The sequence below is a fragment of the Ruminococcus flavefaciens genome (assembly GCF_900119075.1).
GTDB lineage: Bacteria > Bacillota > Clostridia > Oscillospirales > Ruminococcaceae > Ruminococcus > Ruminococcus flavefaciens_Q.
Genome location: NZ_FPIP01000008.1, coordinates 123,371 through 144,992 on the forward strand (window position 1 = coordinate 123,371; position 21,622 = coordinate 144,992).

Below are 21,622 nucleotides of genomic sequence, written 5' to 3' on the forward strand. Positions count from 1 at the left end.
TGACTGCCTGTTGCAATTAAAGGAGAGCTATGAAAAAAACGATATTTATTTTTCTTGCTGCTTCACTGCTTCTGACAGGCTGCAACGGAGGAAACGGCGATACAGGCAGGAACGAAATGACCTCTGTTTCGGCAGTGACAACGGCTGCGGCAACAGAAACTGTGACAACAGCAAATAACACTGAAAAAACAGAAAATACCGCTTCTGAAATAGAAGCGGCAGGCAAAAGTGAGGAAAGTCAGCCTGAGAAAGCCGATACAGAGACAACACAGGCAGCAAAAGGAGATACCACATTGACTGATAATACAGAAAACGCTGAGCCTGCCGAAGAAAGCACAACATCTGAAAACGACACCGTAAAGGCTAATCCTGACGGCTCAATAGATCTTCCGATAATCCCTGTTGACTAAGGGAAATATTAAAACCGCCCATTGGGCGGTTTTTTTAGTATTACATATTGGGTATCGCATAGCTTTTCCCCTCATCCAGTCCCCATGCTCTGAACATATTATTGTAAAACACGGGGCGCGGGAAGTCGAATTCCATATTCATATGGAAGAAAGAGTGCTTCATACCCATTCTTTGCAGCATTTCAAGACCTTTTTCAAATTCATCGAATTTAGCTCTCGGCACGGACAGGATAACGTCGTTCTCGCTTGTGTTTGCGTTTGTGAAATCGCCAGGATCGGGGAATGAAACGCGGTATTCATTCTTTGTAAGGGAGGGGATAATGCCCCACACACAGGAGTCTATAGCGTCAAATTCGGTTTTCATAGTCGTTCCTGTCTGAGTTTTTATTCCCATAAGGATAGTGCGGAGCTCGGCATTGCGGCAGTTTATCACGATAGCGTCGGGCTCGAATTCTGCGCTGCCCAGCGGAGCTGTAAGTATCCCCTTGTATGTATCCGACGGAAGATGCGGCATATTTTCGATAAATGCAGCCGCTGCGTCTGGATCGTTTATGCCGATAACGGGCAGAAGCTCATTGAATGCAGGAGTCTCTTTTTCCAGCTTTACCATGCCGTAGCCTATCAGCGGAGCCCAGCACCAGTGATCCTGCTTCTGCATATAAACTGTTCTGCCCTCGCGCCTTGAAAGGGCGAATGCCTGACACAGTGCCAGATGCTGTCCAAGATCGCGAAGGGGAAAAACAGCGTTCTGCGGAAGCTGCGATTCGTCGCTTATCATTTTCAGTGCCATTGCGTCATATCTTTGTCCGATAGTATTTTTGAGTGCTTGTGAGATATGATTGTTTTGTTCCATAGTGTGTCACCTCTGAATTTATTGTTTTTATTATTATATAGCATTATGGGAACAGCAGCTATAATTTTATTGCTCTTTTTTTAGCGGATATCAGTCGTTTATTGACATTCTGCGTTTTTATTTCATCAGAACGCTTCGATACAGCTTTCAAAATCCTCAGCGGTAAAACCTGATGTTCTTATTTCTATGATGTAATCATCGTTTATCCTTCTTGCATATGTGATGTGAGTCTGTGAAAAAGCGTTATAGCTCACTTTTGCGTAGTCCTTTCCGCATATGCTTACACTTTCCGGACCTACTATATCGGTTACATCGACTTCGGGACTGAAATCCATTTCATCAGCCTTTAAGAATTCCTCGGCGGACATATCGGGATTGTCAGGATATCTCTGCTTTGTGTTGTAGAACCATACGTCTACTCTGTTTACAGCGTCGCCATAGCAGACAGAAGCGTCTAATTCGCCTGTCATGTAGAAGCTCTTTTCATCTTCGCTCATAAATCTTGTTGGCATTATATAATGGGTATGAAGATTGTCAACGTCAAGGAAATTAGCTTCTTTCGGGAGCGTTATCTTTATCCCTGCATACTCTGAGGAGTAAACATTGCCGTTTACTGTACTGCTTCTGAAACCATTGTACTCAGTGGCATTTTTATATCCTGTTTCATTGACTTCTGCTTCTATGACTTCGGTTATTGTTTCTGAGACAGTTGCCGCTGTTGTGTCCTCGGGCAAAGCAGCAGTAGTGACAGGACTGCTTTCTGTTTTGGGAGCAGTGACAGCTTCTGCGGAAATGGCAGTAGTGCTTGTGTTGTCAGCAGGTGAAGCTGCCATTTCAGGCATTGAAACGACGTTCTTGCCGCAGGATGTAAGTGCGCAGAGCGCAGCTGCAAATGTAATGATAATAGCTTTCTTTTTCATAATAATAACTCCTTTTTATTGTCTTGATAATACTGATGTCGTATCAAATCGGCTTTCATAAACAATAATCGGAGCAAAAATGATTAGTGTTACATTGCCGCCGAAAAAAATATTTTTAGCAGAAGCCTGATATAAAAAAGCCACAGCTTAGCTGTGGCTTTTAATATCGATATTACTTAACTGCTGTGCCGCCTGTTAATGTGCCGCCGTATGCAGCGAGCTGAGTCTGGTCGAGCTGCTGGAAGTATGCAGAACCGCTGAGAGTTCCGCCTGTATAGAATGAAGCTCCCGAGGTATTTGTGCCGCCTGCCTTGAGCTGGCTTACAGCCTTGTCAACTATGAATGAAACTATGACCTTGCCGTCCTTGCCCACAAGTGAGAGCCTTGTATTGGCGCTGACATTGGAAGAAGCTGTTACAGAAGCTGTCATCTCGCTGCCGCCCATGCTCATGCCGCCGCTTGGACAGTTTGATACCCATGTTCCGCCGTTTACGATGATAGAGCTGCCGCGGTCTCCGCAGTCAAATGGCTCGTTGCCGTTTGATACGATATATCCGCCGTTTATCTCGATATTGCCGTTGGAATCATAGCCGTCGTGGTCGCCGTTTGTTGCGTTTACTATAGCAAAGCCGCCGTTGAACTGCATGAGGTAGTCTCCTGAGCTGCCGCCGAAGCCGCCTCCTCCGAAGCCGCCGCCGCCCTGTCCCCAAGGCATACCCGGATTGCCCATGCCTGAACCGTCGCTGCCGCCTGCTGCATTGAAGCCGTCGTCAGTTGAGTTCACGATGACAGAACCGCTGTTCTGGTAGATTTTCTGAGCTTCGATACCTTCGTAGCACTTCTCAACGTATATAACGATGTCGTCATACTTTCCGCTGTCCTTTGTGCCGATTGTGAGAGTATGGTCTGAATGAGCACCGTCATCAGCAGAAGCAAGCTTCAGCTCGCCGCCTGTGAGAGTCATATCGCCGCCGCAGTGTATGCAGTCGTCAGAGGAATCAATGGTTATCTTACCGCCGTTGATAGCTATATCGCCTGCGCTCTGCCATGTAGTACCTGCCTCGTCATAGAGACCTACAGCCTTTATGCCCTTTGCGGAGATATCGGTCTTGTTGGCATTGCCGTCCATGCCGAAGCCGCCTCCGCCGCCCGGTCTGCCGCCGAAGCCGCCCTGCTGACCGCCTGTGTTTGTGCCGCTGCCTGTGTAGGAGCTGCCCTCATAGGTTTTTACAGTCAGGTCACCGCCGTTCATAACGAAGAACTGCTCAGCAGAGATGCCGTCTGCGTAAGAGTCAATATTTACAGTACCGCCGTTGACAGTAACGATTCCAAGCTGCTTTGCAGTTGAAGAAACATCTGTAGATGTTGCCTTGATACCGTCGCCTGCCTTGGTCTTTACGGTTACAGAGAGTGCTGAGTAATCGACCTCTGTGCCGTAAGATGATGTATTTCCAATGGTAACGCTGTCCTTGCCGCGGATTCCGTCGTCAGCAGCATTAACCACCAGTGTGCCGTTGTATATCTTGATATCGTCCTTGCCGACGATAGCGTCAGCAGCATTGCCGTTTACAGTGAGCTTGCCCTTGCCCTTGAACTTGATATCGTCCTTGGAGTAGATAGCTCCCGTATCGTTGTCTGCGTTGGTGTATTCTGTTCCGTCTGAAATAGTATTTTCTGTGCCGTTCTTAGCGACGATGACAACTTCGTCTGCGATAGAGGCTACATATATAGGCGAATCCTTGGTGTTTGTAAGGCTCATGCCGCTGAGGTCAAGCTCTACAACGCCCTCAGGATATTTAGTCTTGTCAACGTCAACAACTATCTGTCCGCCTGTCATTTCGCCTGTTACAGTGAATACACCGGGCTTAGTAATAGTGCATACGTTGTTTTCGATTTTGGCTTCTGAGGAAGCATTTGTAGTCATGCCTGAGTCTGAAAGGGTTATAGTAAGTCCGTCGGTAGTCGGATCTGGCTCAACGATCGTTCCGCTGCCTGCGCCCGAAGGATCAACATTATTGAATACAGTTACAAGACTGAGCTGGAACTGTGTCTGCTTGCCGTCTGTATGTGTTACTGCCGCACCTGTTGAAAGGTTCTTGAAGCCGCAGGATTTAGCTCCGTTTATGGACTTGTCGCTGATAAGTACATACTTGAACTTCTTGGTATACTTCACATCGAGACTGCCTGTAACTATGGAGTTGTCTTTCTTCCATGTGCCGTCCTTTTCATTTGTTGGATCGGCAATGCAGTTGAGAAGAGCTGTTGTCTGGGTAGTACCCGACATAAGCTTCTCATCGACCTGATTATCGGTAGCTGTAGCGATTACTGTACCGCCTGTGATGTTTATGCCTGTAACTGCGGTAAGTCCGCGGTCGCCGCCTGCAACGAGCTTTCCGTCGCTGATGTCGATAGCTGTTTCAGCCTGTACAGCGTCGTTGCCTGACTTTATTCTTGTAATGCCGCCGGTAAATGCAACAGCGTCCTTTGTGGACTTTATGCCGTCGCCTGTAGCGTCTATATCGAGAGTACCGTCCTTTATGGTAACAGACTTTTTAGCCTTGATACCGTCGGTCTTGGTCTCGGAGTTGTTTGTTGTGATGTTGATAGTACCGCCGTTTACCTTGATATCGTTGTTGCAGGAAATTGCGTCCTGAACATTAGCGGTGATATTGAGGACTCCGTCGCCCTTTTCGCCGCCCTTTATGGTGATATCGTCCTTAGCCTCGATAACCGCTGCCTTTGCTAAGTCGCCTGCATAAGCAGTCTCGCCGTCGGTGATAGTATTCTCAGTACCGTCTACAATATTGATAGAAGTATTTTCAGCGTTTGTCACGAGGATTGCAGGAGCACTCTTGCCTGTGATATTTACGCCGTTAAGGAATATCTTTACGGTCTCTGCGTCAGCAGTCTCGTCAGCAATATTGACGTTTATCTGACCGTCGTCAAGAGTACCGTCGATGTAGAACTCACCTGAATGTGTTATAGTAACGGTAGTTCCCTCAACTGTGGCATTCTCGCCCTCAACAGTGATAGTAGTATTTTTGAGGTGTATCTTTGTTGCTTCCACGACGGGAGGCTGCTCGTCGGTCTTGCCGCTGCTGAGCTCTCCCTTGCCGAGGAGATAAAGCTGTATAGCAAGTGCGTCGTCGGTGGAAACACCGTCTGCCTTGCCGTTGCAGTCCGCATTTTTCCAGCCCTGTTCGGTGATAGCGTGCTCGTCGGTTCCGCCCAGACCAAACTTGTTTGGATTTGCCATTGCCTGCATGATAAGAACAACGTCGGACATATCAACGCTGCCGTCACAGTTTGAGTCGCCTACAACAGTTGGAACTTCTGTCTCTGCCGCAAAGCTAATAACAGGCATTGCAGCCGCAGCTATACAGGCTGCTGAAAGACCAGCCAATAGTTTTTTTAAACCATTGTTTCTCATAAATATCATTCTCCTTTAATTATAATATCGCCCATTCATGTCAAACTAATCTTTGACTGTTTTTATTATAAACGATGTGCCTTAAAAGAATCTTAAATCAAAGTGGAAAAATCAATTTTTTTGTTTATGATGACGGCTGTCGGTGATGATGAACCTGTGGTATTGCTGGTATAGTGGGGCTTTTACTGTGCCAAGGTCAAAAAATACGGGCACAGGTGGAAAATATGCTGCTCTTTCTGATAAAAATGAAGTTTTTTTATTTGAATTAAACATTTTCATCAAGTTTTAAGAATATTTTAAGAATGATTAGTTATGATTTATGCACATATATTTATATTGTTTCTTTATAATTTTAGGAGGATGATAAAAATGAAGAAAAAAACAATACTTGCAGGCATACTCTCAGCCTGCGTCGTTGGCTCGGCATCAGTCCTGTCTCTCACAGGCTCCGCAGCCGACAAAGTGTACGGTGACGCAAACCTCGACGGTTCGGTGGATATGTCTGACTGCGTTCTTGTAATGCAGTCGCTGGCTAATCCCTCAAAGTTCGGCACGACAGGCACTAACGAAAAGCACCTCACTGCTGACGGTGCGGACCTTGCCGATGTTTCCGACCGCGGCAACGGTATCACCGCTAATGACGCCCTCTCCATACAGCGCTATCTTCTCGGCACTATAAAAAGTCTGCCCGAGAGCTTTGCTGACGGAAAAGGCAGTGACACCTCTTCAAAGGACGAGGTGAATACAAAGATACACCTCGGTGATAATGCGATCACTGTTGAAGGTCAGTATGCTTCTGCTGACGGCTCAAAGGTGACTATTTCTCACTCGGGAAGCTTCACTATTGATGGTACTCTCTCAGACGGTCAGATATATGTGGAGATCCCCGATGTCAAGGCTGATAACGGTACAGTAAAGCTCATTTTCAGCGGCGTCAATATCACAGGCAAGAGCGCTCCTGCTATACTTGTCAAGAATGCAGACAAGACCTCTATAATTATCGCAGACGGTACCGAAAACGTAATATCCGACGGTACTGCCGCATATACAGGCGACAATGAGAAAAGCGCCGTTATCGAAGCCAAGGACGACCTCACTGTCAAGGGCGGCGACAAGGGCACGGGTACACTGACCATTACCGCCAATACACAGCCTGCTATCGTCTGCAACAACGATATAAAGTTCACAGGCGGTATCACCAATATTGAAACTCTCAACGAGACAGAGCCAAATGACGCTGTAAAGGGCAAGTCCTCAGTCACAGTCAAGGGCGGCAGGCTCGTTATCAAGTCCGAGGGCGACGGTATCAAGTCCACAAAGGGAAATGTTGAACTCTCAGGCGGCGAGGTAGTCATCAAGTGCGGAAACGACGCTGTACAGGCTGAAACTGCTATCAACATCAGCGGCGGCGATATCTCCGCATTCGGCGATAAGGGACTTACAAGCGCAGGCACTATCAGTATCACAGGCGGCGAGCTTATCGCAACAGCTACCGACTGCCAGTGCGAGAATCTCACCTCCACAGAGCAGAATACTCTTATGTTAGATTTTGTCAAGGAGTGGGGCAAGAACAATCCTGTTGCGATTACAGATTCTTCAAACAAGGAGCTCTTTGACAAGAACACCTCCAAGAAGTTCAGATATGCAATAGTTTCCTCTTCCAAGATAGAGGGTGCTGAGTATAAGCTCTTTGTCGGCGGTATCAAGATGAAGCACAGTACAGGAAGTACCTTCAAGGCAGGAAAGCCTGCTTCATACAAGGAAGTCAACAATGACATGGAGAACGAGGAGCAGCTCTACAGCGGGCTTTTCAGTCAGGACATGATACATAAGATAGACGTCAAAATTGACGAAGCCCAGTGGGATAATATCCTCAAGAACGCAAACAAAGAGGAATGGACTCCATGTGACGTTGTTATTGACGGCGAGGAACTCAAAAACGTAGGTATCCGCACCAAGGGCAACAGCTCCCTTATGATGGCTCAGAACGGCAAGTACAGCTTCCGTATCAAGACAGACAAGTTCGACAAGGAAGTAAACTACCACGGACTTACAGAGCTTTGCATGAACAATATGCTCATGGACGCTTCATGCCTCAGAGATATCCTCTGCTACAACGCTATGTATGAAGTCGACGGCGTTGCACCTCATGCCGCACATACGGATATGTACCTCAACGGCGAGCTCTACAGCTTCTATCTCCTTGCTGAGCAGCCTGGTACTACCGTAGCTGAGCGCTATGCAGTAGATGATGATTCAGTACTCTACAAGGCTACCGAAAGCAACGGCAACGGCGGAGGCTGGGGCGGCTTCGGCGGCGACAGCTACTGCTCGTTCACCGAGAATATGCCCCTTGACCGATTCGACGTCAAATTCGGCAAGGACGACGAATTCAAGCATATTCAGGACGTAAAGACAGCTATAAACAAGCTTACTCCTACTGATTACAAGTTTATCGAGGACGTTATCGACGTACCAAGCTTCCTCAAGGGTTTTGCAGTCAACTCCATTTTCTGCAACTATGACAGCTACAACGGCTCCCTTGCACATAACTATTACCTTATGTTCTCGGGCGGCAAGGCTCATTTCGTAGGCTGGGACTACAATCTCTGTCTCGGAAACTTCACAGGCGGCGCAAACTCTGTTACATCTGATATCACTACAAGCCTTTATCAGTCCACAATAGAGGACCGTCCTCTTGCAAAGCTTTTACAGGTGCCTGAGTACTACGATATGTATGTTGATATCGTAAACGATATTATGGATTATTACAGCGATCCCGAAGCATATGTTGCCGATTATGCCAAGAAGATACGCTCACACGTTGCAGCTGACCCGCGTGCTGCGTTCACAGTTGAGGAATTTGATTTGAATACCTCCAAGAGCGCAGAGGGACTCCAGTACAGCGAAGAGGATACAGGCATGAGCTGGGGCAACTGGCAGGGCGCAGGAGACGGTAATTTCCCTGCATTCGGCGATGGAAACGGTGACGCCAACGGTGCATGGCAGGGCTTTGGCGACGGAAACGGCGGCTGGCCTGGATTTGGCGGTGACGCAAGTGTCGACTGGGCTAACGTAGACTGGGAGAACATGGACTGGGGCGAAATGGGCTTCGGTGATATGGACTTCGGTAATATGGACTGGGGCAACGGAATGTTCGGCGGCGGACAGACCTCAGTCGTTGACTTCCTCATCAAGAGATTCGAGATAATCCGTGAGGCTCTCAAAAAATAATGTCATTCACCAAAAAGCTCCGACCATAACCGTGATATCTATATAGAAATTTTATGTTTATTATTGAGAGAACCCCTTTTGAAAAAGGGGCTTCTTTCAAACTCTCTCCCTAAAACTTTCGTTTTGTTTTTTCACAGATAGGGCGCTCCTGCATTTTGCAGGTTTTTTTATTTATGAAGCGCCCTATCTGCGAAAAAACCAGATAAAAGTCTTTGGAAAGGGGTATGGGGGTGACTCCCCGCAGTGCGGGGAGATGTCACGCAGTGACAGAGGGGCGCGCCTCCGTCAGAGGAACCTTTCCTCAGAAAGGTTTCCCCCATAAATAACTATAATATTCTATATAAGTATCGTGGACATGGTCGGAGCTTTTTGTGTATATCTGCAAGCAACGGAATCAGTTATCTTCTCGACAGTGCTTTTGCGGTAACTGGCTGAACTGCGACGTCCTCTGCTGTTTCGCCGCTGACCTTATACAGCATATCTGCCATTGCCATATATGCGATATCCTCGGGCATAAGCTTTCCCGTTGGGCATACTACCATGCCGTCTGTCATATCCAGATGAGTTACGGCTATGGATATTTTTTCGCCCTTTGCGATGTACTTTTTGTCCAGTGCAAGTGAAGCCATGAATTCGGGCAGGTCGAACCAGCCGTACCTGAAAACGCCCTGAAATTCGTTGGGAGCATTGGTCTTGTCGTAAAGTCCGTATTCCTCTGCGACAGCCTTTGATTCGGTGTCGAATCTGCCTGCGCCGTGACGTGTGAAGAACGACCTTGTAACGTAGCACACCTCGGTATCACGCTTTTCAAGTCTGTTCAGTATGGCGCGGATATTCTTCATACCCGTATCCGAGGGAGTCAGGTGAGGGAAGTAGTCCTCCCTGTTCTGATCGAGCATAAGTCCCTGTGCTCCCTCAAATACAGCAGTATCGTATTCCTCGATTATCTGCTCGTCAGCGCCGCGGCATATTGCCGCCATAGCGTACAGGTCGTCGAGGTAGTTCTCCGTCAGCATATCATTTGCCAGTATATCCATAAGCTCCTTTTCGGCGCCGCCTGTGATGCCAAGCTCTGCGGCTCGCTTTGGGCAGTACTCCTTGTTTATGTTGTTTATTAGATCCCTTACAGCGTCCCTATCCGCTTTCAGTACATAGTCATAGTCAAGAGCATACCTGCTGTCTCTGCTGCGGACAATGGTCTCGAAAATACCCACGCCGCAGCTGCCGTGGCGGCTGTTTCCTCGCATGGTCTCAACAGACTGGTTCATCAGCATATCGCAGGGGAGAGTTACCTTGCAGCGCCTGTCTATGAAGATCTTGCCGATGTACCTGCCGAGCTGTTCAAGCTCCTTTGAAAAAAGCATAGGGTTAAGGATAAAATACTCGGAAAGGTAAGTATCCGCCCCTGCAAAGCTGCCAGAACCTATGTGGGAGAAGATATGTCTTTTGCCGTCGGCTGTGCATACGGTGTGACCAGCCTGTGCGCCGCCGTTGCTTCTGATGTTTATGACGCTGCCCTCAGTGCGGCAGAAAAGGTCTGTCATCAAGCCCTTGCCCTCGTCACCGAAATTTGCTCCTATGACCGCATATGCTTTTTTCATATTATCACCTCAGAATCTGAATATTCCGTTCATTACGCTCCTTTTTCTTGTGGGAAGTCCGCCGATAGCGTTTCTTACAGCAAGCTGTGTATCGCCGTCCCACGAATTTATTATATCCTCTGTGTCTCTTCCTGCAACGCTTTCAAGCAGGGAAACGATTATCTCGGGGATAGCGTTGACGTCTGTTACGGAGATAGCCCTTTCGCCCATGAGTTTGCGCCATTTCGGCAGCTTTACAACGCTTTCGTTTCTCCTGTCCATGACCATAAGGTGGAACACGTCGTAACGTCTGCTTACCTGTGCGAGGAGAGCTTCAGTGTCGATATCCTCCTTTACATAGTCGCCGAATACCCTTTCTATTTCCTTTGCAAGGAGCTTTTCGGGGAATCCGTCGTCGCCCAGTGTGAAGATAACGCCTTTCTGCCTGCGCTTATTCCAAGCGTCTGTTTTTGTTTTGTTTGCGGCAAGATACCATACAAGAGGGTAGCTCTCGAAGTTGTTTCCGCCGCCGCCCCGCTCGAACCAAAGCTCTGTGAGCTGGCTGGCAATGCGTATGTCAGACTCAAACTGTGTAGCCTGTAACGGTGAGCGGTCGCATCTTGAATCGCCTACAGCGCAGAACATTATCTGCGGTCCCTCAACAGGCTGACGTTCGATAATATCCTTGACCATTTCGCCAAGGCGTTTTGCTGTTACGTCCAGCAGGTCGCTCATTGAGCCTGTAACGTCAAGTCCTATGATAATAGGCGTAGTTACAGGGTGATCCGCTGAATCAAGGCTTTCTCTGAATTTTATCTTCTTCGGATCGTATTTCGGATCGATAGAAGTTGCTTTGTAGATGTCGTTTACCTTTTTTCCGCTTATCCTTGCAGACGAGTATTTTTTCCAGTCTGCTGAATTCCATGAACCGTATCCCATATTAGTACCTCCTGTTATTTTTATTTTCAGCCTGCAATATCAGGCAGTCTGACGTTCATTTGGGTGAATCTTCTTACGCCGAAGCCGTCGATTATCACCTTTTCCCATTTTTCCATTTCCTCAAAAGCCGAGCTGCTGCAAATGCTCTCGGCGTAATCCCTTACGGCGTCGGGAGCGTCATCAGGGAGTATCCGCCTTGCCAGTGCCTTTACGCATTCAAGGTCGGTGATATGCTGTGCAATGCCGTCGGTCTTTGTCAGTGACGAGAGGGAATCGTATACCCTTGACTGGACTCCTGTCATTCTGCTGCCCTCTCTTGCGGCGAACCACCAGCCTCCGCATACTCTTACGGTATGCTCGGCAGGATCAATGAAGAGATTTTCCTCGGTGAGACAGTTCCAGACTATCCCTCGCGTCTCGGCGTAGCAGCATATTCCCAGAAGCCGTGATATTATCCATGCGGCGTGTCGGCTGTCAAGGCTGCCGCCGTAGAAGTCCAGTATCCTTGAGAGGGGGAGCTCTCCTGTGCGCTTGCAGGTCTCGATGAGAATCCCCTCATCGGTGTTGAAGATGTGAGTTACCAGCGGCAGGAACACCTCTGCCTGAGCAAGTATCTGCTGAGGAAGATATTCCCTGAAAAACAGGTCTGACTTTGCTTCGGAATCGGTGAAGCAGTCGGTGAACTTATTGCTTATCAGAAAGTAGACGTTCCGCTCGCCGATGTACTCCATGCCGTATTCCTGTGTGAGCTCCATAAGATACTTTATCTCGATAGCGCGGCTGCCGCAGCGGAAAAGCTTTTCCAGAGCGACATGAGCTTTTTTCAGCTTCCTGTACAGCTCGTTTATCACCGCAGCCGCTTCGGGAGCCCTCGGATCACTGCATTTATCTGGGTGATATTTCAGCATAAGAGCCATGTAAAGCGGCTGTGCAAGGGAAATATCCTCAGGAAAAATGTCAGTGCAGCATTTACATTTCAGAATATCGGATATATCCATACAGTTCCCTCCCCCTGTGATATAATCAAAATGATATTAACACAACCTAAAAAATAAGGCATTTGAATTAATATCCTTTTGTTATTATCATAATAACATTAACAGCTTGATTTGTCAATAGTATTCGAGCTGATTCTATGTTCTTTACAATTAGATAATATCAAAATGATATTAACTATGTGCAGAGTTTACAAAAAATCCGTATGTATTGACATCGGCAGGAAAAGTGTGTTATTATTAATCAGATATTAACAACGGAGGTTTCTATGGATTACGATATAACTAAGTACGACAGACCGTCGGTAGCTGCCGATATTGTAGTGTTTACAGTCCGCAAGGGTGACAGCGAGAGCTACAGGCATCTTGCAAAGCCTGTTCTTTCGGTCCTTCTTGTAAAGCGCACGGAGGAGCCCTTTGTGGATATGCCGTCCCTTCCGGGCGGATTTTGCTGCCGCGAGGAAACTATCGAGGAAACGGCATTCCGCAAGCTGAAAGAAAAAACGGGTATTGACTGTCCGCCTATTTCGCTGCTTTGCAATCTTTCCAGATTTGGCAGAGATCCCAGAGGCTGGATAATCTCATGCTGCTACTGGACTGTCATTGAACACACAAAGGCGGTTATTGACAAGAATGCTCAGTGGTATGAGATATCGCTGAAAGAAGAAAACGGCAGGCATACTCTTGTGCTTACCGATGACAGCGGCAGGGAGTACGTCTCAGAGGTCAGGATAAACAATCCCAACGAGCTGTATAACCAGTCCGCAGAGGCTGAGATACCGAAAAACAGCCTTGCCTTTGACCATGCCGAGATTATCGTAAATGCGCTTCTCAAGCTGAGAAGCAGCCTTGAAAAGCCCTATGCCGCTTTCAGGCTTCTGCCTGATAAATTCACCCTCACCGACTTGCAGCAGGTCTACGAAGCTATACTTGACAGGAAGCTGATAATGGCTAATTTCAGGCGCAAAATAGCTCCCTATGTCGAGGGGACAGGTGACATGGAGGGCGGTGCAGGTCATCGTCCGTCAAAGCTGTTCACCAAAAAGACGGCAGCTTCTGACAATACAGCGGAGCTCTGAAAATGTTCCGTGGGGACGATATTATTGCTCTTTCAGCAATAATATGGTATAATATGTAAATATGATTCTTTTTTCAAATTACGAGCTGAACCACAGTTATTGTACGGAGTGATGATATGGATATAAAATACCTGAGACTCCTTGCCAAGGAGTACCCGACTATAGAAAGCGCCGCAAGTGAGATAATCAATCTTTCGGCTATACGAAGCCTTCCGAAGGGCACGGAATACTTTTTCAGCGACATTCACGGTGAATATGAAGCCTTCCTGCATATGCTGAGAAGCGCTTCGGGCATGATAAAAATAAAGACTGACCTTGTTCTCGGCAAGACCGTTTCCGCTGCTGACCGCGAAAAGCTGGCGGAGCTCATATACTATCCCGAAAAGGAGATAGCAAGGCTCACAAACAGCGGCGAGCTGTCCGACGAGTGGAAACGGCTTACCATATACCGCCTGATACTGGTGTGCGAGACCGTTTCTGCAAAGTACACACGCTCCCGTATCCGCAAGCGTATCCCCGAGGATATGGTGTACATACTTGACGAGCTGCTCAACGTCACCGACGACGTCAACAAGGACTACTACTACGATGAGATAATCAGCGCAATAATCAGCACAGGCATTGCCGAGACCTTTATTATCTCACTGTGCAGGCTCATACAGTCGGTCTGCATAGACAGGCTCCATATAATAGGAGATATCTTCGACAGAGGTCCCCGTGCAGACGTTATTCTGGACGAGCTGATGAAAATGCACGACGTTGATATACAGTGGGGCAACCACGATATCTCATGGATGGGAGCTGCCGCAGGAAATGACGCTCTAATTGCAAATGTTATCCGCATTGCCATGAGATACAACAATTTCGACGTCCTTGAGGACGGCTACGGACTCAATCTCCGCGCACTTGCTGTATTTGCGGCAGAGACCTATGAAAACGACGATTGCAGGCTCTATATGCCTAATGCCCTCGACGACAATATCTACGATCCAGTTGATCTGAAGCTTGCTGCAAAAATGCACAAGGCTATCACTGTCATACAGATGAAATTAGAGGGACAGCTCATTGCAAAGCACCCCGAGTGGGAGATGACAGACCGCGACCTTTTCGGCAGGACGGATTTTGTAAAGGGGACTGTGACCATAGACGGCAGGGAGCATGAGCTTCTTGACAAGAGCTTCCCTACAGTTGATCCTGAGTCGCCGCTGAATCTTTCCGAGGGCGAGGCGGAGCTTATGAAGGTGCTTAATGCCACATTCCGACACAGCGAGAAGCTTCAGCGGCATATCCGCTTCATATATGCAAAGGGTGCTATGTACAAGACCTGCAATAATAATCTCCTTTTCCACGGCTGTATACCTATGGACGAAAACGGCGAGCTGCAAAGCGTGAATATCCGCGGTCAGAAGTATTCGGGAAAAGCGCTTCTCGACAAGCTGGGAGAGCTGGTGAATCAGGCATATTTCAGCAGCGGCGAGGAGAAGGAATACGCCAACGATTTCATGTGGTATCTCTGGTGCGGACCTAAGTCGCCCCTTTACGGCAAGGATAAAATGGCGTTTTACGAGAGGGGGCTTCTTGCGGACAAGTCTCTCCACACCGAGAATTACAACGCTTACTATACATTCTCGGAAAGAGCCGAGGTCTGTATGTCGCTTCTTGATATGTTCGGGCTGGATTCCGAAAAGGGACACATCATCAACGGTCATGTTCCTGTCAAGATAAAGAACGGCGAGAGCCCCGTAAAGGCTGAGGGAAAGCTTTTCGTCATTGACGGCGGTATATCCAAGGCGTACCAGTCAACTACGGGGATCGCTGGATATACGCTGATATACGATTCACACAGTCTCAATCTTGCCGAGCATAAGCCTTTTGTGGCAGGGGAGAGCGGAAATACTCCGACTATCCGTCTTGTGGAAAAGCTGGAGCACCGTGCGAATATTTCCGACACCGATAAGGGCGAGGAGATATTGGATAAGATAAGCGACCTGCGGCAGCTTCTTGAAGCCTACAAGGCAGGTGCTATAAAATAAAAAAGAAGGGGATACCCCTTCTTTTTTTGCTTATAAGACAGAACAGCAAGCTGTCCTGTGTTTGTACTGCCCGTTACACTGAGCAGAACAGATTATCTTCTGAATTTAAGAGCAAAGCCTAATCCGATTAAGAGAATGAGAGCCGACGCACCAAGCATGATATATGCTGTGGTATTGTTTTCTTCGGGAGCACCGCTCATGGGTGAAAAGCTGCCCATATCAGGCCTTTCGCCGCCTCTTGACTTATTTTCATTTTGGGGAGCGGAACTGCTGTTTTCATCAGCATTCGGAGCAGGCTTTTCCACGTTTTCAGTGCCTTTTTCAGCTTCTGTGACCTTTTCCGTCTCGGAGCTGTCTGCGTCCTCATCACTTGTTTTTTCGGTATCTCCGAAAGACGGAGCGCCGTCGGGCATATTATTCGGATCAAAGTCACCGGGCATTTCGCCGTCAAAGCCCTGTGGGGGCTGACCTCCGAAATCAGGCATATTGCTGGGATCAAAGTCGTCAGGCATATCGCCGCCGAAGCCCTGTGGTGGCTGTCCGCCGAAGTCGGGCTTCTCGCCGCTTCCGCGCTGAGGTTTGCCGCTGCGGCTTGAACTGTCCTCGTTTGCAAGCGGCTGGATATTGCTCAGCATCTTTACGGAGAAAGATGAAGCATTTGAAGTCTGTACTATCTCGGAATTATCAGTTTTCTTTGAAGTATCAGATGTATCTGCCTTTTTTGAGCTGTTATTTCTGTCGAAAACGCCCTTCTGACCTCTGCCGAATCCGCCTTTTCCGCCGCCCATGGAGCCCATATCAGAGGTGTTCAGACCGTCTGTGTCAATGAGTGCGGAGCTGTCCTCTTTCTGTCCCTCTGTAGTAGACGGGATAGTGCCGTCGAGCTGTCCGCTGACGCTCTCTGCGCGGAGAGTGCAGAACTTGCTGATAGCTTCAACGCCTGTTTTGAACTCGTCGCAGGTGCAGAATTTTGTGGGATCTTTTTCAACGTATTTGTCGATAAGCTCTGCGGTATCTGCCACAAGCTTTTCAAAATCCACGCTGTCAAGGAACTCGTTGAAAAGCTGATGATACTGCTCGGTGTATTCCTCATTATCGAATATCCAAGCGATCATAGGTCTGTCGCTCATGCCGTTTGAAACAGGAGTATCAATAGGCGAATTAACGGAAGATGATGCGTTTCCGCCCATGAATGAGCCGTAAGCAAGGTTGTAGTCCCACGGTATCATTGAGAGCTGACCGTCTTCCTCGTAGAGGTAGTAGTTGTGTATCATCTGACCTGTGTAGCTGTCTCCGTTTACAAGGAAATCATGGACTACAAAGTAGCGGATTACTTCCTCGATATCAACGGTGTTTTCAAGGTCTGACTGCTCCGAAAGAGCTTTCAGTGAGCTGATAAGGCGCTTTTTATCTGCCTTATCGACAGCAGTTTTTGCGTTATTGAAGATGTTGGAATAGCTGTCGATATCGTCATCGGTATATTTAAGCTTTACATCGTCGCTTCCCATACCGAAGCCGCCGCCGAATCCGCCTTTTCCGTTCATGTCAGGCATCTGACCGCCGCCGAAGTCGGGCTTTTCGCCGTTCTCGCCGAACATCTTTGAGGGATCGAAATCACCGAAGTCCTCGGGCATATTTTCGGGATCAAAATCCGTCATATCGCCGTCAAAATCAGGCATTTCACCGCCGAAGTCAGGCATTCCGCCTCCGAAATCGGGAGGAGTGAACTGCTTGTTGTTGTCATTTGTTTTTTCAGAGCTTTCTGTATCTTCTCCGCTCTCTTTATCCATAAAATTCCCCATACTAAAGTCCTTGCCGTTGCCGCGTCCGCCGCCGAAGCTCATAGCGTCGGGCTTGTAAAGGTCGCCGTAATTGCTGCCGTAGTTTCTTTCAAGGAAAGATTCCTCGATAGCTTCAACAGCAAGATACAGTCCCCAGTCCTCGCCGTTCACCGTGATATAGGCATAGCTGCAAAGGGGAGCGTCCACGCCGAAATCATACATCAGCGTATACGCAAGGTAGTCCTTCATGTAGGTGTTATCCTGAATGATATTGTTCAGGCACAGCTTGTCAAGACCGTGATAGGTCTTGCCGTTTTCGTACTGGTCGAACTCTATCTTGAAGCTGTAACGGCTGCTGTCCATATTCTTTACGGAGCTGAGGGAAGTATTGCCCTTTGCTCTGATACCGACATTTTTCACAGCTTCGCCGTCGATAACAAGGTTGCAGGCGGAGTATTCCTCGCTCTCACAGCCCTCTATGAAGCCCTCCCAGTTGTTCATGACTATGTCAATGGTATGCACCTTTGAGCGGTCGAACAGGCGGTCCTCATAGCCTATGGCATGAGCCGTCGTTTTTATGCCCAGCGTCTGGCTATTGCAGAAGATAAAGGCTATAACAAGAGTAATGGCAGTGATAATAATGCATATCCTGTCTATTTTTTTATGTGCTGACATCAAATCACACCCTTATCCCATGTAGTCGCCGTTGTAGCTTACAAGAACAGCACTGCTGACACCCTCCATATCTGCAAGGGTATTGACGAAATCAGTGTTGTCGTCCTTGAGGCGTATCTCCATATTAAGCTCAACGGAGCCCTTCTGAGCGGTCTTGCTCTTGACTACGCATCTTTCGGTCTTGCCGTCAAGGAAAGCCTTAGCCTTTGTCTCGCTGTCGTGACCGTCACAGCGTACAACTACGATGTATGGGTTCTTGCTTGCCTTGCGGTTTACGAAAACCAGCAGGATAACGCCGATGATAACGCTGCCGATAACTGCAAGAGGTATCATGCCTGCCGCAAGAACGATACCGACTGCGATAGACCAGAACAGGAATGCGATATCAAGAGGTTCCTTTATGGCTGTACGGAAACGTACGATAGAAAGTGCGCCCACCATACCGAGCGAAAGAACGACATTGCTTGTAACTGCGAGGATAACTACTGTGGTTATCATTGTAAGTGCAACGAGTGTAGTGCCGAAGCTTGCGGAGTACATAACTCCCGAATAGGTCTTTTTGTAAACGAGGAAGATGAACATTCCCAGACCGAATGCAAGAAGCAGGGCTACTGCCATATCAAGAATGCTGACGCTGGTCACATTCTCTATAAAATTAGACTTGAAAATATCACTGAAACTCATACTAAAAACTCCTTTTTATCCGTAGATTCTACAGGCTGCATATTTTGAAAAAGCTCCCTCACGCCTGTCTGAGAGGGAAACTGCGTCCCTGATTATATCGGGGAGAAAACCGTCCCACTTGACTTCCAGTATGATAGAATCCGAAACGGGGACTGTCACACAGTCGGGGCTGAGAAAATCCGTACACCGCAGACCGCTCCGCACATTGTAATCGAGTGTCACGCGGACGTTTCCTGCGGGATAGATGAATGGCTCTCTTGTGTAGTCCGCTATAGTTTTGGGAGCTATCCCCTCAGTTGTCATCTTGGTGTATAATTCCCGTATAAGGGGATACTGCGAATCTATCATCCATTTAGTATCACCGTCAACTATGCTCTGAGCCTGCTGTGCTGTCAGCGGTGCGCTCTGCTTGTTGCCGAGGTGGTCTATCTTGCTTTTCTTTTCAAGATGAATGACAGAGGTATCGCCGTTGTAGTATCTGATACGGAACTTTTCACGGCGGTTCATGCCGTTTATCTTTTCCATGAGCGCCTTGTCTGCAAGATTATCGAAGTAGAGACTGCGGATAAAGTATTTTCCGTCTATGGCGTGGGGATCATGATATGCTACAGCGCTGAGTCTGTGGCGTATCGTTATCATGTCGGAGTAGTTTATCTCATGCTTTATTTCATGTCTGAGATCCATAGTTTCACCTCTTTTCGTTGGTATAGGTGCGCACACAGCAAAGAATGGGCGATTTAATCTGTGTGCGCTTATCCTATGCTTTAATTATATCTGTGAACGCTGAATTGACACTGAAAAACAGCTGAAACAAAGTGAAAGTTGAGTGAAATAAATGAAAAAGCTTGTGTTTTCAGCTTGTATTCAGCTCTGTGTTGTATTATAATTAATGTAGGGAACGCCGCCTCGGCGTTACGTGCGTATATATTATGTGAAGAAAGGGGAATCACATATGAAGATACTCATTATAGAAGACGAAAAGGTGCTTGCTGATTCGCTGAAGCTTATGCTTGAGTCAAAGGGCTTTGAAGCAGAGGCTGTTTACGACGGCGAAAGCGGCGAACAGTATGCAATGCTGAATATTTACGACCTGATAATCCTTGATATCATGCTTCCGAAAAAGAACGGCTATGAGGTGGCAAAGGCTGTCCGCGCAAAGCGCAATGCCACGCCTATTTTAATGCTGACGGCGAAATCAGACGTTGATGACAAGGTTCAGGGGCTTGACGCAGGTGCGGACTACTACCTCACAAAGCCCTTTGACGCAAGGGAGCTTCTCGCCTGCGTTAATGCGCTTCTCCGCAGACAGGGCTCGCAGGTGAACGAGCTTGCTTTCGGCAACACACGCCTTGATATGGAGTCGGCTTCGCTGATATGCGGCGAAAACAGCGTGAGGCTCTCGGCAAGGGAGTTTGAAGTCATGCGGCTGCTTATGGTATCGGGAGAAAAACACACCTCCAAGGAGACCTTGCTCACAAAGGTGTGGGGATATGATTCAGATGCGGTGGAGAACCACGTTGAGGCATATGTGAGCTTCCTGCGGAAAAAGCTCATAAGTATCGGCTCGGATGTCCGTATCGAAGCCATGCGTCGGCTGGGCTATCATCTGGAGTGTGATGAAAAATGCTGAAGCGGCTGAGGATAAAATTCATTGCGGTCATAATGAGCATAGTAACCGTTCTGTTTGTCGTGATATTCGGACTTGTACTGCACTTTACAATGCAGAGTATGGAACGCGAGAGCGTACAGATGATGAGAACTATGTCGTTCCGTCCGCCTTCGGACGGAGCGCCTATGCATAAGCCCGACAAAAAGCCCGATAATATAAGGCTGCCGTTTTTTACGGTGGATATCACCCGTGACGGCGAGATAACTGCTTACGGCGGAGAGTATTTCGACCTTACGGATAAGGAAATGCTTGAGAAGCTTGTTGATACCGTCAATGAAAGAAAAAAGGAAACGGGCATATTGCATGAATATGGTCTGAGATACCTGAAAAAGGACATGGGACGCATAAAAGCAATAGTTTTTGCGGATATTTCCAGCGAAAAAGCCATGATAAAGGGACTTATCACCAACATGGTCGTGATAGGTCTGATAGGATATGCGGTGTTCTTCCTCATAAGCCTGCTGCTGGCAAAATGGGTGACAAAGCCTGTTGAAAAGACATGGAACGAGCAGAAACAGTTCATTGCGGACGCTTCCCACGAACTGAAAACTCCGCTGACTGTCATAATGACAAATGCGGAGATGATGAGCGATAAGAGCTACTCGGAAAGCGCCAGGGACGGCTTTACAAAAAATATCCTCTCGACTTCAAAGCGTATGAGAGGACTGGTGGAGAGCCTGCTTGAGCTTGCAAGGCTTGACAATAACAGGGCTCAGATAAAGCTTGCCGAGGTCGACCTCAGCAAGCTGGTAAACGATAGTATACTGCCGTTTGAGCCGCTTTTTTATGAGAATGGTTTCGAACTGTCATCGGATATCGACAATGATGTCAAGGTCAGCGCCGACAAGGACAAGCTGAGACAGGTGGTGAATATCCTGCTTGACAATGCGCTGAAGTACTCAGATCCTGCCGACAAAGTCACCGTGGAGCTGAAACAACGCGGTTCTGAGTGTATCCTGTCGGTATCAGGTCTCGGAACTCCGCTTACAAAGGAAGAATGCGAGGATATATTCAAGCGCTTCTACCGCGTGGATCAGGCAAGAAACGACGGACAGAGCTACGGTCTCGGACTGTCTATCGCTGACAGCATTATCAAGGAGCATAACGGAAAGATATGGGCTGAGAGCGAGAACGGATACAATATCTTCTATGTTTCTCTGCCTGTTTAACTGTAATGTGGCAAATGCCAAGAGCATCTATGAGGTCGTGCAATAGAAGAGGCTTACACAGACAACGATTCTGCAAAGCTCAGAAAGCTCTGCTCATATAACAAAAAATGCCTGCACTGGTTATACGGTGCAGGTTCTTTTTTGTTATTTAGCATTCATAGCATAAGCGGC

At 47.8% G+C, this 21,622-nt stretch carries 15 protein-coding genes; 6 read left to right on the forward strand and 9 right to left on the reverse strand.

What is annotated here, in order from left to right; translation table 11 throughout:
• Nucleotides 1-29: 29 nt before the first annotated feature.
• A complete protein-coding gene (locus tag BT105_RS11655; RefSeq protein ID WP_072300900.1) occupies nucleotides 30-410 on the forward strand; it encodes a membrane lipoprotein lipid attachment site-containing protein in 381 nt (126 codons plus the stop codon).
• A 40-nt stretch (nucleotides 411-450) separates the two neighbouring features.
• Here BT105_RS11655 and BT105_RS11660 read toward each other — a convergent pair whose 3' ends face one another.
• From BT105_RS11660 to BT105_RS11670, 3 genes are all read right to left on the reverse strand, one after another.
• Nucleotides 451-1,263, reverse strand: a complete 813-nt coding sequence (locus BT105_RS11660) for a DUF169 domain-containing protein (protein WP_072300901.1) — start codon at nucleotides 1,261-1,263, stop codon at nucleotides 451-453.
• 125 nt (nucleotides 1,264-1,388) lie between these two features.
• Nucleotides 1,389-2,183, reverse strand: coding sequence for a hypothetical protein (locus tag BT105_RS11665; RefSeq protein ID WP_072300902.1), 795 nt, complete (start codon nucleotides 2,181-2,183; stop codon nucleotides 1,389-1,391).
• Between the two features lie 172 nt (nucleotides 2,184-2,355).
• Nucleotides 2,356-5,613, reverse strand: coding sequence for a carbohydrate-binding domain-containing protein (locus BT105_RS11670; RefSeq protein ID WP_072300903.1), 3,258 nt, complete (start codon nucleotides 5,611-5,613; stop codon nucleotides 2,356-2,358).
• A gap of 369 nt (nucleotides 5,614-5,982) precedes the next feature.
• Between BT105_RS11670 and BT105_RS11675 the strand changes: the two genes are divergently transcribed.
• Nucleotides 5,983-8,847 (forward strand): carbohydrate-binding domain-containing protein, encoded by a 2,865-nt coding sequence (locus BT105_RS11675; RefSeq protein ID WP_072300904.1) that lies wholly within the window; start codon nucleotides 5,983-5,985, stop codon nucleotides 8,845-8,847.
• A gap of 398 nt (nucleotides 8,848-9,245) precedes the next feature.
• Here the strand turns inward: BT105_RS11675 and BT105_RS11680 are convergent, their stop codons facing one another.
• Genes BT105_RS11680 through BT105_RS11690 form a run of 3 tightly spaced genes read right to left on the reverse strand, consistent with a single transcriptional unit; the run spans nucleotide 9,246 to nucleotide 12,364 of the window.
• Complete coding sequence (locus BT105_RS11680) at nucleotides 9,246-10,448, reverse strand: adenylosuccinate synthetase (RefSeq protein WP_072300905.1); 1,203 nt, start codon at nucleotides 10,446-10,448, stop codon at nucleotides 9,246-9,248.
• Between the two features lie 9 nt (nucleotides 10,449-10,457).
• A complete protein-coding gene (locus BT105_RS11685; protein WP_072300906.1) occupies nucleotides 10,458-11,366 on the reverse strand; it encodes a hypothetical protein in 909 nt (302 codons plus the stop codon).
• A gap of 26 nt (nucleotides 11,367-11,392) precedes the next feature.
• Nucleotides 11,393-12,364: a J domain-containing protein gene (locus BT105_RS11690; RefSeq protein WP_072300907.1), complete on the reverse strand. Its 972-nt coding sequence runs from the start codon at nucleotides 12,362-12,364 to the stop codon at nucleotides 11,393-11,395.
• 266 nt (nucleotides 12,365-12,630) lie between these two features.
• On the opposite strand from BT105_RS11690, the gene BT105_RS11695 reads away from it, so the two are divergent.
• Both BT105_RS11695 and BT105_RS11700 read left to right on the forward strand, forming a co-directional pair.
• Entirely contained in the window at nucleotides 12,631-13,440 is an 810-nt protein-coding gene (locus BT105_RS11695) for an NUDIX hydrolase (RefSeq protein ID WP_072300908.1), read from the forward strand.
• Between the two features lie 116 nt (nucleotides 13,441-13,556).
• The gene (locus tag BT105_RS11700; RefSeq protein ID WP_072300909.1) at nucleotides 13,557-15,473 is read left to right on the forward strand and encodes a fructose-1,6-bisphosphatase; all 1,917 of its coding nucleotides are present in this window, start codon (nucleotides 13,557-13,559) and stop codon (nucleotides 15,471-15,473) included.
• 92 nt (nucleotides 15,474-15,565) lie between these two features.
• Here the strand turns inward: BT105_RS11700 and BT105_RS11705 are convergent, their stop codons facing one another.
• Genes BT105_RS11705 through BT105_RS11715 form a run of 3 tightly spaced genes read right to left on the reverse strand, consistent with a single transcriptional unit; the run spans nucleotide 15,566 to nucleotide 19,297 of the window.
• Nucleotides 15,566-17,929 carry a CotH kinase family protein gene (locus tag BT105_RS11705; protein ID WP_072300910.1) on the reverse strand — a complete coding sequence of 788 codons (2,364 nt, stop codon included), beginning with the start codon at nucleotides 17,927-17,929 and terminating at the stop codon, nucleotides 15,566-15,568.
• Between the two features lie 12 nt (nucleotides 17,930-17,941).
• Nucleotides 17,942-18,613, reverse strand: coding sequence for a DUF4956 domain-containing protein (locus tag BT105_RS11710; RefSeq protein WP_072300911.1), 672 nt, complete (start codon nucleotides 18,611-18,613; stop codon nucleotides 17,942-17,944).
• 15 nt (nucleotides 18,614-18,628) lie between these two features.
• Nucleotides 18,629-19,297 carry a polyphosphate polymerase domain-containing protein gene (locus BT105_RS11715; RefSeq protein WP_072300912.1) on the reverse strand — a complete coding sequence of 223 codons (669 nt, stop codon included), beginning with the start codon at nucleotides 19,295-19,297 and terminating at the stop codon, nucleotides 18,629-18,631.
• A gap of 268 nt (nucleotides 19,298-19,565) precedes the next feature.
• Here BT105_RS11715 and BT105_RS11720 point away from each other — a divergent pair, with 268 nt between their 5' ends.
• Nucleotides 19,566-20,243, forward strand: a complete 678-nt coding sequence (locus BT105_RS11720) for a response regulator transcription factor (protein ID WP_072300913.1) — start codon at nucleotides 19,566-19,568, stop codon at nucleotides 20,241-20,243.
• The gene (locus BT105_RS11725) at nucleotides 20,237-21,451 is read left to right on the forward strand and encodes a sensor histidine kinase (RefSeq protein WP_072300914.1); all 1,215 of its coding nucleotides are present in this window, start codon (nucleotides 20,237-20,239) and stop codon (nucleotides 21,449-21,451) included. Before BT105_RS11720 ends, BT105_RS11725 begins: the two co-directional genes overlap by 7 nt.
• The last annotated feature ends 171 nt before the right edge of the window (nucleotides 21,452-21,622 follow it).

What these genes read in the sequence shown, in the direction of transcription:
- BT105_RS11720 (WP_072300913.1), top strand. Translation starts at nt 19,566, where the DNA reads ATGAAGATACTCATTATAGAAGACGAAAAGGTGCTTGCTGATTCGCTG.
- BT105_RS11685 (WP_072300906.1), bottom strand. Translation starts at nt 11,366, where the DNA reads ATGGGATACGGTTCATGGAATTCAGCAGACTGGAAAAAATACTCGTCT.
- BT105_RS11680 (WP_072300905.1), bottom strand. Translation starts at nt 10,448, where the DNA reads ATGAAAAAAGCATATGCGGTCATAGGAGCAAATTTCGGTGACGAGGGC.
- BT105_RS11665 (WP_072300902.1), bottom strand. Translation starts at nt 2,183, where the DNA reads ATGAAAAAGAAAGCTATTATCATTACATTTGCAGCTGCGCTCTGCGCA.
- BT105_RS11715 (WP_072300912.1), bottom strand. Translation starts at nt 19,297, where the DNA reads ATGGATCTCAGACATGAAATAAAGCATGAGATAAACTACTCCGACATG.
- BT105_RS11705 (WP_072300910.1), bottom strand. Translation starts at nt 17,929, where the DNA reads ATGTCAGCACATAAAAAAATAGACAGGATATGCATTATTATCACTGCC.
- BT105_RS11690 (WP_072300907.1), bottom strand. Translation starts at nt 12,364, where the DNA reads ATGGATATATCCGATATTCTGAAATGTAAATGCTGCACTGACATTTTT.
- BT105_RS11725 (WP_072300914.1), top strand. Translation starts at nt 20,237, where the DNA reads ATGCTGAAGCGGCTGAGGATAAAATTCATTGCGGTCATAATGAGCATA.
- BT105_RS11695 (WP_072300908.1), top strand. Translation starts at nt 12,631, where the DNA reads ATGGATTACGATATAACTAAGTACGACAGACCGTCGGTAGCTGCCGAT.
- BT105_RS11670 (WP_072300903.1), bottom strand. Translation starts at nt 5,613, where the DNA reads ATGAGAAACAATGGTTTAAAAAAACTATTGGCTGGTCTTTCAGCAGCC.
- BT105_RS11700 (WP_072300909.1), top strand. Translation starts at nt 13,557, where the DNA reads ATGGATATAAAATACCTGAGACTCCTTGCCAAGGAGTACCCGACTATA.
- BT105_RS11710 (WP_072300911.1), bottom strand. Translation starts at nt 18,613, where the DNA reads ATGAGTTTCAGTGATATTTTCAAGTCTAATTTTATAGAGAATGTGACC.
- BT105_RS11660 (WP_072300901.1), bottom strand. Translation starts at nt 1,263, where the DNA reads ATGGAACAAAACAATCATATCTCACAAGCACTCAAAAATACTATCGGA.
- BT105_RS11675 (WP_072300904.1), top strand. Translation starts at nt 5,983, where the DNA reads ATGAAGAAAAAAACAATACTTGCAGGCATACTCTCAGCCTGCGTCGTT.
- BT105_RS11655 (WP_072300900.1), top strand. Translation starts at nt 30, where the DNA reads ATGAAAAAAACGATATTTATTTTTCTTGCTGCTTCACTGCTTCTGACA.